Origin of the sequence: Actinocatenispora thailandica, assembly GCF_016865425.1 — a bacterium.
GTDB lineage: Bacteria > Actinomycetota > Actinomycetes > Mycobacteriales > Micromonosporaceae > Actinocatenispora > Actinocatenispora thailandica.
The window spans coordinates 4,392,372-4,405,751 of record NZ_AP023355.1; the positions used below are offsets into that span (position 1 = coordinate 4,392,372).

The 13,380-nt window shown below is 75.1% G+C and carries 10 protein-coding genes; 2 read left to right on the forward strand and 8 right to left on the reverse strand.

The features are described 5' to 3' along the window. Positions 1-299 precede the first annotated feature (299 nt). The 6 genes from Athai_RS19550 to pseB form a co-directional block, all read right to left on the reverse strand. Positions 300-2,408 (reverse strand): hypothetical protein, encoded by a 2,109-nt coding sequence (locus Athai_RS19550; RefSeq protein ID WP_203962834.1) that lies wholly within the window; start codon positions 2,406-2,408, stop codon positions 300-302. Next, on the reverse strand, positions 2,408-4,135 hold the full coding sequence (locus Athai_RS19555) for a hypothetical protein (RefSeq protein WP_203962835.1): 1,728 nt from the start codon (positions 4,133-4,135) through the stop codon (positions 2,408-2,410). The genes Athai_RS19550 and Athai_RS19555 overlap by 1 nt, the downstream gene beginning before the upstream one ends. 15 nt (positions 4,136-4,150) lie before the next feature. Then, complete coding sequence (locus Athai_RS19560; protein WP_203962836.1) at positions 4,151-6,313, reverse strand: hypothetical protein; 2,163 nt, start codon at positions 6,311-6,313, stop codon at positions 4,151-4,153. A 127-nt stretch (positions 6,314-6,440) separates the two neighbouring features. Then, complete coding sequence (locus Athai_RS19565) at positions 6,441-7,310, reverse strand: hypothetical protein (protein WP_203962837.1); 870 nt, start codon at positions 7,308-7,310, stop codon at positions 6,441-6,443. Between the two features lie 50 nt (positions 7,311-7,360). After that, on the reverse strand, positions 7,361-8,485 hold the full coding sequence (locus Athai_RS19570; RefSeq protein WP_203962838.1) for a DegT/DnrJ/EryC1/StrS family aminotransferase: 1,125 nt from the start codon (positions 8,483-8,485) through the stop codon (positions 7,361-7,363). 1 nt (position 8,486) lies between these two features. Next, positions 8,487-9,476, reverse strand: a complete 990-nt coding sequence (gene pseB, locus Athai_RS19575) for a UDP-N-acetylglucosamine 4,6-dehydratase (inverting) (protein WP_239157039.1) — start codon at positions 9,474-9,476, stop codon at positions 8,487-8,489. Between the two features lie 91 nt (positions 9,477-9,567). Between pseB and Athai_RS19580 the strand changes: the two genes are divergently transcribed. Together Athai_RS19580 and Athai_RS19585 are read left to right on the forward strand one after the other, a co-directional pair. Beyond that, the gene (locus tag Athai_RS19580) at positions 9,568-10,299 is read left to right on the forward strand and encodes a cytidylyltransferase domain-containing protein (RefSeq protein WP_203962840.1); all 732 of its coding nucleotides are present in this window, start codon (positions 9,568-9,570) and stop codon (positions 10,297-10,299) included. Beyond that, positions 10,296-11,459, forward strand: a complete 1,164-nt coding sequence (locus Athai_RS19585) for a spore coat protein (protein WP_203962841.1) — start codon at positions 10,296-10,298, stop codon at positions 11,457-11,459. The genes Athai_RS19580 and Athai_RS19585 overlap by 4 nt, the downstream gene beginning before the upstream one ends. 151 nt (positions 11,460-11,610) lie before the next feature. Here the strand turns inward: Athai_RS19585 and pseI are convergent, their stop codons facing one another. Further along, complete coding sequence (gene pseI / locus Athai_RS19590) at positions 11,611-12,684, reverse strand: pseudaminic acid synthase (RefSeq protein ID WP_203962842.1); 1,074 nt, start codon at positions 12,682-12,684, stop codon at positions 11,611-11,613. Beyond that, complete coding sequence (locus Athai_RS19595; protein ID WP_203962843.1) at positions 12,681-13,334, reverse strand: GNAT family N-acetyltransferase; 654 nt, start codon at positions 13,332-13,334, stop codon at positions 12,681-12,683. The genes pseI and Athai_RS19595 overlap by 4 nt, the downstream gene beginning before the upstream one ends. Positions 13,335-13,380 lie beyond the last annotated feature (46 nt).

A 13,380-nucleotide genomic window follows, 5' to 3' on the forward strand; every position in this document is an offset into this window, starting at 1 on the left:
CGCATGTGTGTCGTCGATGTCCTGCCGCACCGGTTTCTCTCCCCGCACTCGTCTGGTCACCGCTGGCCGGGTCGCGGCCGGCCCGGCACTGACCTGGCCGGACCGGTTCGGCTGTTCCACCGCCGCCGGCGGGATGCGCGATGACCGCGTCGATCTCGCCCGGGTGGTGGGGCCGGCTGGTGCCGCCGGCCCGGTGACAACCTGTCCGTGAGGTGCCGGCCGGGACCCGGCAGCACCTCTCTACTGAACGAGCACGGCCGGTCGGACGTCACGCTCCCGCACTGTCCGAAGTGGACCAACTACCCGTCGTGTCGATCATGCGCGAGCGCGTCGAGGGTGACCGGCACGTCGTCCCGCCGCACCTCGGCGACCTCGGCACCGGCGAGCCGCACCCCGTGGATCGCGACGCCCTCGGCCCGTTCCAGTACCAGGGACACCCGGTCGGCGTCGTTCGCCAGCGGCGGCTCGGCGCGCAGCAGCACGCCGGCGACGCTGACGTCCCGGTAGGCCAGCACGCCGGTACGGCCGTCCACCTCGCTGCGGCCCCACCCGGCGATCCGCACCGCGTACCGGCCGCACCAGCCGACCTCGGCGTCGCTGACCTCGATCCTCGACGACACCGGCGAACTGCCCGGGGTGGCGTGGAACCGGTCGGTGTTGTCGCCGGGCAGCAGCCGGAAGCCGATCTCCACCCCGGTACAGCGCAGCCCGCGCAGCGACACGTCGTGCACCGAACTGAGGTAGCAGCCCTCGAACGCGTCGGCCACCCGCACGTCGCGCAGCCGCAGCCGGTACGGGTGGTACGACGGGCCGGTCAGCTCGGTGACGTCGGTGCCGACGGCACCCCAGTGCACCGCCAGGCCGGTACCGCCGCCGGACACCGAGAGCCCGTCGACGGTCAGGTCGCGGACCGCGCCGAGCACCGCCACCGAGTTCGCCGGGCAGCGACCGGCCCGCCGCACCGCCAGGCCGCGCAGCTCGACCTCGTCGATCCAGTCCGGCCGCTCCGGGTAGAAGTAGCGGCCCACGGTGACCGCGGTCCACCGGTCGCCGTCGTGCGGGCCGGGCCGCGCGTCCGGCAGCCGCAGCGTCAGGTCGGCGAGCAGCACCCGGGAGCCGAGCACGTGCAGCAGCGGCGCCTCCGCCGCGACCGGCTGCACCAGGGTGGTACCCGCCGGGTCGCCCCGCAGCGTCGCGTCGGCCGGCACGGTGAGCCCGCCCGCCACCGGGTACTCGCCGGCCGGCAGCCGGATCGCCGCCGGCCCGGCCAGCAGCCGCTGCAGCAGCTCCCGGTTGGCCTCGGCGTCGCCGGACAGCTCCGGCGTCACCGCCGGTACCGGATCGATCTCGGTGCGGCGCAGCCGCCAGTCCAGCGGTCGTGCCGTCTCGATCCGCACCACCGCCGGGCCGGCCAGCCGACCGGAGTACTCGACGGCCAGCTCGCCGCCGCGCCGGTGCACCCGGCACGGCCGCGGCGCGCCGCCGTCCAGTGGAACGAGCCGGACCACCGGCGGCTCGGCCAGCGCGGCCCGTACCGTCGCCGGCGCGGTGGCGTACCGCACCGGGGCGGTCACCGTACGGCCGGTGCGCAGCGTGGTGCGGCGCAGCCGGCGCAGCGCCGCGAACCGGGCCGCCTCGTACCGGCGCCTGGCCAGCGCGATGCCCTTGTCCCGGTAGCGCAGCGGCGGCGCGCCGGTCGGCGGCTCCTGCCAGAGCGGCCCGTACTGCGGGGTCACCGGGTCGACCGCGGCCGGCGGCTGCGGCGCGGCGCGCAGCACCCACCGGTAGCGCACCGGGTCCGGGTTGGGCGGTGCCACCAGGAACAGCCCGTCCTCGACCGACGAACCGCCGGCCGGCGCCACCTGGCCCTCGGCCGAGACCGCCGGGCCGACCGCCGGAAGTGGTTCGACGGCGACGGAATCGATCCGGACCCCGACCGCGGCGTACGGCAGGCTGCCGGTCCCGGCCGCCGCGTCGGCGATCTCCAGCACCAGCAGGCCGTCGGCCGGGAGCTCGTCGGCGGCCAGGTCGAAACGCACGGTGGCGGTCGCGTCCAGCGCGAACGCGCCGCGCGGCCGGGTCAGCAGCGCCGCGGCGCGGGTGGCGCCCTGCGACCGGACCAGCAGCAGCCGGGCGGCATGCGGCCGGCGCGGCCGTACCGAATCCGGGACGCGGTGTTCCCACCAGGTCGCCGTCTCCCGGTCGGCCCGCAGCACCACGCTGACCCGCACCGGCCCGCCGGCCGCGACCTTCAGCCCGAGCAGACCCGGGCTGGCGGAGAACCGGCCGACGATGCCGGTACCGCGCACGAAGCCGTCGCAGATCTGCAGCGACGCGCCGCCGCCGGTGCGTACCGTCACCGGCGGCCGCAGCGCCGGCACCGGCCGGTCCAGCACGGTGTCGAACATCAGCCCTCCCACAGCTCGTCCTCGGCGGCGGACAGGTCGAAACGGGTCAGGAACGGCTCGCGGCGCCGCCACATCCGCCGTACCGCGGTGAACGCCGGGTCGCCGTCCGACTCCACGTGCTGCATCGCCACCCGCAGGATGCGCAGCAGCTGGTCGGACTGGCCGGCCTCCCAGTGCGGTACCAGCGAGGTCGGCACGTCGGCGGCGGTGCGGTAGAACCAGTGCCACAGCCGGGCGCGCTCCTGCTGCTCCGGCGACACCAGCTCGGCGCCGGACCGCAGCCCGCCGATCGAGTCGTCCAGCACCGACCAGTAGTCGTCGACGCCGGTGGCGACCCGGGCGAAGCCGCACGCCGACCACTCGGCCCAGCCGGCCATCACCGCCGGGATCCCGTACGCCGGCAGCTCGTTGGAGACGCTGCCGCGCACCGTGACCCCCAGGTCGGTCAGGCTCAGCAGCAGGTTCTTCGCCAGCTTCGCGCTCGGCACGAAGGCGAGGTTGCCGCGCCCGGCGTGCCGGTCGGCGACCGCGTCGAAGAACCCGGTCGCATCGTACAGGCCCTGGCTGGGATGGTCCACGAACAGCCAGTTCACGTCGGTCCGCTCGGCGGCGTAGTCGGCGGTGCGCTCGAACCAGTCGGCCAGGTCGGCGAAGTGCTCCACGTTGGTGCCCAGCGCGTCGGACACCGCGTGGTTGAACACCGCCACGGTCGGCCGGTCCGGCTCGAACCCGAACCGGTGCGCCGCGTGCGACCGCAGCTGCCGCCGCTCGGTGCCGGTACGGATGTCCACCGACGCCGTCGCGCCGCCCCGCCACCAGGACGGCCGGCCGAGGTTCCCCTTGGCCCGCCAGGACACCAGCTCCGCCCCGTGCCGCAGCGACTCCCGCATCGGCCAGAGCGTCTTCTCGAAGTACTCGCCGATCCGGCCGGTCAGCGCGGCCCGCGGGCTCGGCGCCGTGTCGAAGTCCTCCGGGTAGACCGCGTACGACTTCAGCGAACCGGTGGTCTGCACGTGCAGGATCGGCGTCCCGTACCGCCGGGCCGCGCTCACCGCGAGCCCCCACTGGTTGTAGTCGACGTGGCTGGTGACCAGCGCATCCGGGGTGAACGCGGCGAACAGCCGGTCGTAGGCGTCGGCGAACGCGTCGGTGCGCGCCACGATCCGCCGGTACTTCTCGCCGCCGCGGTGCTCGTCGGTCAGCCGCGGTACCTTCAGCAGCCGGCAGGCGGTGGCGTACCGGTTGGCGGCGAGTTCGGCGGCGTCCAGCGGCTCGCGCCCGGTGCGCGTCGGCACCCCGCGGCCGGCGACGCGGAACGCCGGTGCGGCGCCCACCCAGCCGACCGCGTCATCCCCTCCGGCCGGTCTGCCGGGGCCGGCCGCGGCACCGGTGGCGAGGTAGGCGTCGACCAGCTCGTGCACGTCGAGCACGTCGTCGGCCTGGTAGGCGTCGGCGAGCTTGCGCACCAGGCCGGTGTCGAACCGGGTCCACAGCGCGTCGTGCCAGTCGGGGTCGCTGCCGGTCAGCACGATCAGCCGGGCCGGGAAGATCCGGCGCAGCCCGTTGGCCACGGTCAGGGTGCGCAACGCCACCCGCAGGTCCTGGTGCAGCACCTCGACCACGATGGTGCCCGCACCGGGCCCCACCGGCCGGATGTTGTTGGACCAGTAGACCGAGGCCACGGCGAGGAACCGGTCGAACTCCGCGGTGGCCGCGTTCAGACGCACTCGGGTATCTCCTTGTCAGGGCCGGCGCAGCCGGCGCAGTTCCCGGCGCAGCAGCCGGATGCCCAGGTGGTACGGGAGGGTGGCGAGGTAGCCGACCCGGTAGGTCACCGACCGGCGCAGGGTGCCTAGCTCGGACAGCCGCCGGTCGCGCTCCGCGACGGTGACGTCCAGCCAACCGATCTGTGCCCGCGCGTCGGCGAGCTCGGCGCCCAGCGCACCGATCACCGCGAGCGCCTCGGCGTACCCGCGCGGCGGTGGTGTGGCGAGCGCCGGGTCGGCCGCCCAGCGGGGCTGCCCGGCCGCGTACCGGACGGCCTCGGCGTGCTCGCCCGGCTCGGCGCCGCCCGCCACCGCCTGCCCCGGCGCCAGCTGGCCGGCGCCCGGTTCCTCCGCCGCCGGCGGCGGCTCGTCCGTGCCGAGCGGAGCGGTCAGGTACACCGCCAGGGCGGCGGCGTCGGCGAGCTCGCGCGCCGAGGTGGTGACGTCGGCGGTGGCGGCCAGCGTGCTGGCCAGCCGGTCGGCGGACAGGCCGGCCGGCCACGGGTGCGGCGCGCCGCTGGCCAGCAACCGGTAGGCGAACCGCTGCAGGCCGCGCAGGAACACCAGCCGGACCGGTACCGCTACCCCCGACGACCAGCTGCGATCCGCCAACCGCAGGACCAGCGAGCCGGTCGGGCCGGCGGCGCCGTCCGGGCCGGCACCGTCCCGGTCGACGTCGCCGGTGTCGCCGGCCTCCGGCATCGCACCGTCCGGGTCGGCGGGGGCGGGGCCGACCAGGACGGCGTCGCAGGTGGCGAGCACCCGGTCGGCGCGGCAGAGCGGGTCCTCCCCCGCCTCGTCGTCGGACCAGACCGCGCGCCACCGGCCGGCTTGCGCACCGGTCCCGAGGAAGCCGAGATACCCGGTGACCAGCCCGCGTACCGCGACGAGGTCACCGTGGCGGCAGGCCGCAGCCAGCGCGTCCGCCAGGCTCTCCCCCGCCGGTACCGCTCCGGTCAGCCGGCGCGGATCCCGGCGCAGGTGGTCCAGCAGCCGGACGGAGTGGTCGGGCCGCAGCGGCTCGGCCCGCCAGCCGGCCCCGGCCCGGCGCACCACCCGGGGCACCGCCCAGTACGCCGGTTGCCCCCGGTCGGCGAGCACGATCGCCGCCGGCGCCGTGTCGAGGGCGTCGGTCACATCAGCCGGCGGCCTGCCGTCGGCCGCCGGCTCGGTACGGCCCGGCTCAGGGTGAGCCGGGCCGGTGCCGACCGGTTCGGTGCCGACCGGTTCGGTGCCGACCGGCCCGGGGTGGACCGCCGCGGAGCGGCTGCCCGTACCGGTCACCGATCCGACGCGACGGGTGGTGATGGCGATCCAGTGTGGTGCGAGCGGGAACCCGAGGCCGTGGCGTACCGCTTGGTACGCGAGCCGGCCCGGGTCGGTGAGCGCCGGGCCGGCGTGGGCCGCGGCGTACCCGGCGGCGATCAGCCGGGCCGGCACCTCGGCCGCGGTGTCGCCACCCTCGGGGTACGGCGGCAGCGCAGTCGCGGTGGCGACGAGCCCCGGATAGCCGGCGAGCAGTGTCCGGACCGGCAACCCGGCCGCCGCGAGCACACCGGGTACCGCGGCCACCCCGCCCGGCACGCCGTCGATCCCGGCCGCCGAACCGGCCGGGTCGACACCGGGCCCGGCAGTGGTCGGTGCGTCCCCGTGCACCAGCCGGTCCAGACCGAACGGGTTGGGCACCAGGACGACGACCGGCGCGCCGGGGCGGGCCAGCGCACCGATCGTCGCGAGCGTCGCCGGCCAGGATCCCGGTAGGTGGTCCGGGCCGGACAGGATCACCGGGTCGTCCACCGCGAGGACCGCGTCGTAGCCGGAGCCGGCCGGGATGCGGTCCAACCCACCGCAGCGGACCCGGACACCGGCCGCGGCGAGCCGTACCCGCGCGGCGGCGGCATCCGGCAGGCTGCGCAGCACCAGGTCCACCTGGCTGCCGCGGGCGGCCAGCGCGGTGAGCAACGAGTCGTGGTACCGGCCCAGGACCAGCGTGCGGCCCGTCGCCGGCAACGCCTCGGCCAGTAGCGGCAGCAGCCAGTCCCCGTACCGGTCGGTACCGTCCAGATCGGACTCGCCGAGCAGCTCGCCGCCCAGCAGCGGAACCGCGCCGGCGTCCACGGTCACCGTCGACGCGCTCATCGCCGTTCCTCCCTCGTCGAAACGACAGCGGGGTGCCCGGACGCACTCCGGCCGCGACTCGCACGCCGCTGCCCGCAGGTCGGCGCGTGCCGCCCGGCGCCGGCCGGCCGGGTCGGTTCGATGCGGTTCACGCCACCGACTCCGTCCCGGCCCGCTGCCCGAGGGGTGGCCAGCCGAGCAGGTCGGCGAGTTCGGCCGGCGGCGCGACGTGCCGGACACCCAGCTCCTGCCGGGCCACCTCGGCCGCCTGCTCCGGATCCACCTCGGGTACGTGCAGTTCGGGCCAGAGCCGGCGGATCCGGGCGATCCCGCCGTACGCGGGGTGCTCGTTCTCGATCATCATCGGGTCGCCGTAGACCCCCACCCGGCAGCCGGCGGCGGCGCCGTACAGCACGGCGGTGCACAGCCGGTTCGCCGCCACCCAGCGGTGCGCCCGCAGCTCGGCCAGCTGCTTGTTCAGAAACCACGGGTCGGTGCCCTGGTAGTGGCCGCCGCGCGGTCCATGCGTGATCACCCGGAAGCCGAACGACTCGTACATCTCGCGCAGCTGCGGATGCCTGAACTCCAGCCAGTACAGGCAGATCGTGACCGGCGGTTCAGCCCGCTCGACGATCTCCGCGGCGAGCGCCCGGTGATCGCCGAACACCGACTGCGCCTCCCACCCGTGGAACGGGTAGAAGATCGTCCCGCGCCGCTCCGGGGGCGGCCCGACCGCCCCGCCGGCGCCGCCGGCCGGCGCACCCGGGGTGGCGAGCAGGTAGGCGAAGGGCGCGCCGATCACCCGGTAGCCGTGCCGGCCGGCGAGCATGCCGCGCCGGCGCGGCCCGTCCGACCAGACCAGCCGCGGCACCCCGGGCGCCGGGCTGTCGTCGGCGCCGTACCCGTCGTGCACGTTCCAGCCGTGCTGCAGGTACCCCCAGATCCGTGGCGGTGCGGCCAGCCCGCAGTAGCGGGCCAGCGCGTGCGCGTGCCCGTACCAGTGGTTCTGGTGGTTCATCGCCGTCCTCACTCGATCTGCCGTGCCGCGCTGGTGTCTGTTGTGGACGCTCAGGTGAGCAGGGCGCGCAGCCGCTCGACGACCCGGTCCTGGTCGGTGTCGGTCAGCCCGGGATACATCGGCAGCGACAGCTGCTCGGCGTAGTACGCCTCGGCGTTCGGGCACAGCCCGCGCCGGTAGCCGGCGTCGGCGAACACCGGGTGCCAGTACACCGGCACGTAGTTGACCTGCACGCCGATCCCGCCGGCGCGCATCCCGTCGTAGATCTCCCGGCGCCGGCCGCCGAGCACCCGCACCGGGAACAGGTGCCAGGCCGGCGTCACGTCCGCCCGCTGCGCCGGCAGCGCCAGGCCGTCCACGTCGGACAGCAGGCGGCGGTACCGGTCGGCCAGCTCGGCGCGGCGGGACAGGAAGGCCGACAGCCGGCGCAGCTGCACGCTGCCGATCGCGCAGAGCACGTCCGGCAGCCGGTAGTTGAGCCCGAACTCGTGCACCTCCTGGTGCCAGCCGCCCTGATCGGTGATGCGGAACTCGTCCGCCTCCCGGACCAGCCCGATGTTACGGAACCGGGCGGCCCGCCGGGCCAGTTCGGCGTCCCCGGTGACGACCGCGCCGCCCTCGGCGGTGGTCAGGTTCTTCGTCGGGAAGAACGAGAACGTGGTCAGGTCGGCGATCGAGCCGACCGGCGCCCCCCGATACGATGCGCCGATCGAGTGCGCGGCGTCGTCCAGCAGCAGCGCCCCGGCGCTGTCGGCGACCGACCGCAGCGCGTCGTAGTCCGCCGGGTGGCCGGCGTAGTCGACCGCGGCGACCACCCGGGTGCGGTCGGTCAGTGCGGCCTTCGCGGCGGCCGGGTCCAGCAGCGCGGTGTCCGGCTCGACGTCGGCGAACACCACGGTGGCGCCGAGCAGCGCGGCCGTCGAGGCGGTCGCCACGAACGTCATCGGGCTGGTCACGACCTCGTCGCCGGGCCCGATCCCGGCCGCCGCGTACGCGGTGTGCAGCGCGGCGGTGCCGGACGTGACGCTGACCGCGTGCGCGCCGCCGGCCACGGTGGACAGTTCGGCCTCGAACGCGCGGACCGCGGGGCCGGTGGTCAGCCAGTCGCCGCGCAGCACCGCCGCGACCGCCTCGATCTCCTCGTCGCCGATCGACTGCCGACCGTACGGGAGCACCTCAGCTCGCCTTCGCGGCGACGAGCATCTCGCGCAGCTGCTCGACCGACAGCCACAGGTCGTTGGTGTCGGAGCGGAAGCTGAAGTCGGCCGGTACCGTCTCCGCCTCGGCCGGCGGCCGGTAGCCCCACGTCGCGATCGTCGGCTGCAGCACGTACCGGTCGGCCAGCCGCAGCGCGCGCCGCCCCTCCTCCGGCGAGATCATCTCCTCGTGCAGCTTCTCCCCGGGGCGGACGCCGATCTCGTGGGTCGGCGCGTCCGGCGCCACCGCGGTGGCCAGATCCAGCACCCGCATGCTGGGGATGCGCGGCACGTACAGCTCGCCGCCGGCCATCAGGTCGAACGAGTCGACGACGAACTGCACCGCGGCCGGCAGGCTGATCCAGAACCGGGTCATCCGCTTGTCGGTGATCGGCAGCGACTTGCCCTCGGCGGCCAGCTTGGCGAAGAACGGGATGACCGAGCCGCGGCTGCCCATCACGTTGCCGTACCGCACGACCGCGAACCGGGTGGGGTGGTGCGCGGCGTAGTGGTTCGCCGACACGAACAGCTTGTCCGCGACGAGCTTGGTCGCCCCGTACAGGTTGATCGGGCTGGACGCCTTGTCGGTGGACAGCGCGACCACCTTGCGCACGCCGCTGTCGATGGCCGCCTCGACCACGTTCTGCGAGCCGGCGACGTTGGTCTGCACGTACTCGAACGGGTTGTACTCGGCGGTGTCGACCTGCTTGAGCGCGGCGGCGTGCACCACGTACTGGACGCCGTGCATGGCCCGGCGCAGCCGGTCCACGTCGCGGATGTCGCCGATGAACCAACGCAACCGTGAATCGTCGTTGAACAGTTGACGAACCTCGTACTGTTTGAGCTCGTCCCGGGAGAACACCACCACCCGGGCCGGGTCATGATGGTCCAGCAGGTGCCGAATGAAGGCCTTGCCGAACGAACCGGTTCCCCCGGTGATGAGAATGTCTGAACCCGTGAGTGTGGACACTGCCTTCAACGATTCCTTCCAAGAAAACGCCGTGTTGCGGTCAGTGAAAACCGACGAGGTTATTACCAGGTGAACACCGAATGGGAACGACATGACGAGAATCATCGGCATTGTGCAGGCCAGGATGGGCTCGACGCGGCTGCCCGGCAAGGTACTGCGGCCGCTCGGCGGGCGCAGCGTGCTGGGCTGGGTGATCCGGGCGGCCCGCGCCTCGGGCGCCCTGGACGAGCTGGTGGTCGCCACCACCACTGACCCGGCCGACGACGCGGTCGTCGCCGAGGCGACCGCGCTGGGCGTGGCGACCAGCCGCGGCTCGGTGCACGACGTGCTCTCCCGGTTCGTCGCGGCGCTGGACGACCGGCCGGCCGACGCGGTGGTGCGGTTCACCGCCGACTGCCCGCTGCTCGACCCGGGTGTGGTCGCCGCCGCGGCGAACGCCTGGCGGGCGGCGCCGTGGCTGGACTACGTCAGTACCGCGTTGCCGCGCCGGCTGCCTCGCGGTACCGACGTCGAGGTGATCGCGGCCGGCGCGCTGCGCGAGCTGTCCGCCACCGCGGTCGGGCACCATCGCACGCACGTCACCTCGGGGCTCTACACCGACCCGGCCAGCTGGTCGATGCTCGGCCTGACCCTGCATCCGGACGCCTCCGACCTGCGGGTCACCCTGGACACGCCGGACGACTGGCGGCTGATCGAGTCGGTCGTCGACCGCTTCGGGGACCGGCCGGTCGCGCTGCCCGAGCTGATCGGCTGGCTGCGGGCCCACCCGGAGGTCACCGGGATGAACGCGCACGTCCGCCAGAAGGTCCTGGAGGCCGGGTGAACCACGTCGTGTGCTGCTGCGACGCCGGACGCACGGCGGGCAGCGGGCACCTGATGCGCTGCCTCGCGCTGGCCGAGGAGCTGGCCGCACGCGGCACCACGGTACGGTTCGTCGCCGACCTGGGCGAGCTGCCGTTCGCCGCCCGCCGGCTCGCCACCGCCGGCTTCGACTGGGTACCGCCGGGCCCGGACCCGGTGGCGACCGTGCTCGGCTCCGCACCGCCGGGGCCCGGCGGTGCGGAGCCGGCCGCGGCGGTGTGCGGTGCCGTCGCACCGCACACCGCCGCACCGCACACCGCAGTGCCGCGCACCGTGGCGCCGGACGCCGTGGTGCTCGACTCGTACCTGATGCCGCCGTGGGTGGGCGAGCGGCTGCGCGCCGCCGGCCGGCCGGTGCTCGCGCTGGTCGACGGGGACAGCCCGGTACAGCCGGCCGACCTGTACCTGGACCAGAACCTCGGTGCCGAACGCGACCCGGGGCCGGCGCCACGGCTGGCCGGGTTGCGGTACGCGCTGCAGCGGGCGGAGATCCGCGCCCACCGGCCGGCGCAGCCCCGGGTGGCGCGGGCCGGCCGGCCCGGCGTACTGGCGTTCTTCGGCGGCACCGACCCGCACGGCGCGGCCCCGGTACTGGCCGCCGCGCTCGCCGCCACCGGCGTGCCGTGCGACGTCACGGTCGTCGCCGCCACCGCCGAACTGGCCGCGGCGGTGGCCACGGTGCCGGTACCGGCGGGCCAGCGGCGCCGGGTGATCGGGCCGACCGACGAGCTGGCCCGGCTGGTCACCGAGGCGGACCTGGTCGTCGCGGCGTCCGGTACCTCCGCCTGGGAACTGGCCTGCCTCGGCGCGGCGGCCGCGCTGGTCTGCGTGGTCGGCAACCAGCGGATCGGGTACGGCCGGGCGGTCGAGACCGGCGCCGTCGCCGGCCTGGGCGAGCTGTCCGCGCTGCGGGAGGATCCGGCGCCGGCGACCAGCACGCTGCGGTGGCTGCTGACCGACCGGGCCGAACGCACCCGGCTGCACGCCACCGCCTGGCAGCTGGTCGACGGTCTGGGCGCCGGCCGGGTGGCCGACGCCCTCGCCGCGCTCCGCCCCGCCGCCGCAGGTCGTCCGAGGCAGATCGAACCCGGGATTCGGTCGGGTCCGCCCAGCCCCGAATGACCGGAGCCGTCGTTCGACCCGGCCGACGCGGTCGCCGGGTCGAACGGCGGCACCCGCTGACCCGACCGGCACCGCCGCGCCGGCCGGGAGGCAGGTGGCACCGCGGGCCCGGCGGCGGGTGGCACCGCCGGCCCGGCGGCAGGTGGCACCCTCAGAGCAGGTCCCAGGTGAGCGGGGTGCCCTTGGCGGCGTCGGTACGGAACGTGCGGCCGGCGACGGTGTCGAACGCGTCCGGCACCAGCCCACCGGTGGGCCGGATCGACCGGACGTTCTGCGCGGTCACCGCATCACCGGCGCGAACGTCCTCGACCACGTGCAGCGACCGGCGGAACCGCAGCCCCTCCGCCTCGGCCGAGGACGGGCCGAACGAGACCCGGCCGAGCGCGCGCCAGGCGGTCTCGGTCTCGGTCCGCAGCGCGGCCAGCTCCGCCGGTTCCAGCGAGAACGCCGAGTCGACGCCGCCGTCCGAACGAGACAGCGTGACGTGCTTCTCGATCACGGTCGCGCCGAGCGCCACCGCGGCGACCGCCGCGCCGATACCCAGCGTGTGGTCGGACAGGCCGACGTGCGCGCCGACCGCGCCCGCCAGTACCGGCAGCGAGCGCAGGTTGCTGTCCTCCGGGGGCGCCGGGTACGACGTGGTGCAGCCCAGCACGACCAGCTGGTCGTTGCCGACCGAGCGGGCCGCCCGCACCGCGGCGTCGATCTCACCGAGGGTGGCCATCCCGGTACTGATGATCAGCGGCTTGCCGGTGGCCGCCATTCCGCGCACCAGCGGCAGGTCGGTGACCTCGGACGACGCCACCTTGTAGGCGGGCACGTCCAGCCCTTCCAGGAACTCGATCGCGGTCGGGTCGAACGCGCTGGAGAACGCCGCGAGGCCCAGGTCGGCGGCGAGCGCGAAGATCGGCTCGTGCCACTCCCACGGCGTGTGCGCCTCCTGGTACAGCTCGTAGAGCCGGCGGCCGGGCCACAGCTTGTGGTCGGCGGCGAGCCGGAAGCGGGGCGTGTCCACGTCGACGGTGATGGTGTCGGCGGTGTAGGTCTGCAGCTTCACCGCGTGCGCGCCGGCGTCGGCGGCCATCCGGACGATGTCCAGCGCGCGGTCCAGCCGGCCGTCGTGGTTGCCGGACATCTCGGCGATGATCATCGGCGGGTGCGCCGGCCCGATGCTGGTCTTGCCGATCTGTACGTCCGGCCGGCTGGTCGGGTCCGAGCTGGTCATCTGTTCTCCTCGCGGGAAACGGTCGGGGTGGCGCCGGGCGAAGCGGTCTCGGCGGGTGAAGCGGTCCGGGTGGCGCCGGGCGAAGCGGCCCCTGGTGAAGCGGTGCCGGCGGCCGGCGCGGGGCGGGAGGTGCCGCGACGTTGGTCCCGGCGCAGGCTGATCCGCCGGTACCGGACGGTGCGGCCGGCCACGGTGCGCACCGCCGGTGGCCCCTCGACGAACCCGAACCGCCGGTTGCCGCGGCGCACCGCGGTGTTGTGCTCCAGCACCTCGCCGGTGAGCAGGTCGAGACCCAGCACGTCGAACGCGTGGTCCAGGGCGGCCCGCTGCACGCCGAGCCAGGAGGACAGCCCGGTGCCCCGGGCCTCGACGCCGTCGACGTCGAGGTAGAAACCCCACGAGCCGGTGCGCTGCCCGGACTCGGTACGCAGGTCCTCGAACAGCACCACGCCGGTCGGCAGCGCCGCGGCACCGTCGGGTTCGCAGTACACCAGCAGCGCCCGGGTGGGATCCGTGGCGACCCGCCGCCACCACACCCGGTGTTCGTCCGCGGCGATCTCGTGGTCGGTGAAACTGGCCGCCCGCACCTGCGGGTGATTGCGCCAGCGTCGGATGGTCTCGCGCTCCGCCTCACGCGCGACACGCAACATTCACGGCTCCCTGGAATTCACCTTCGGTTGCGGTTCGTACGCTACA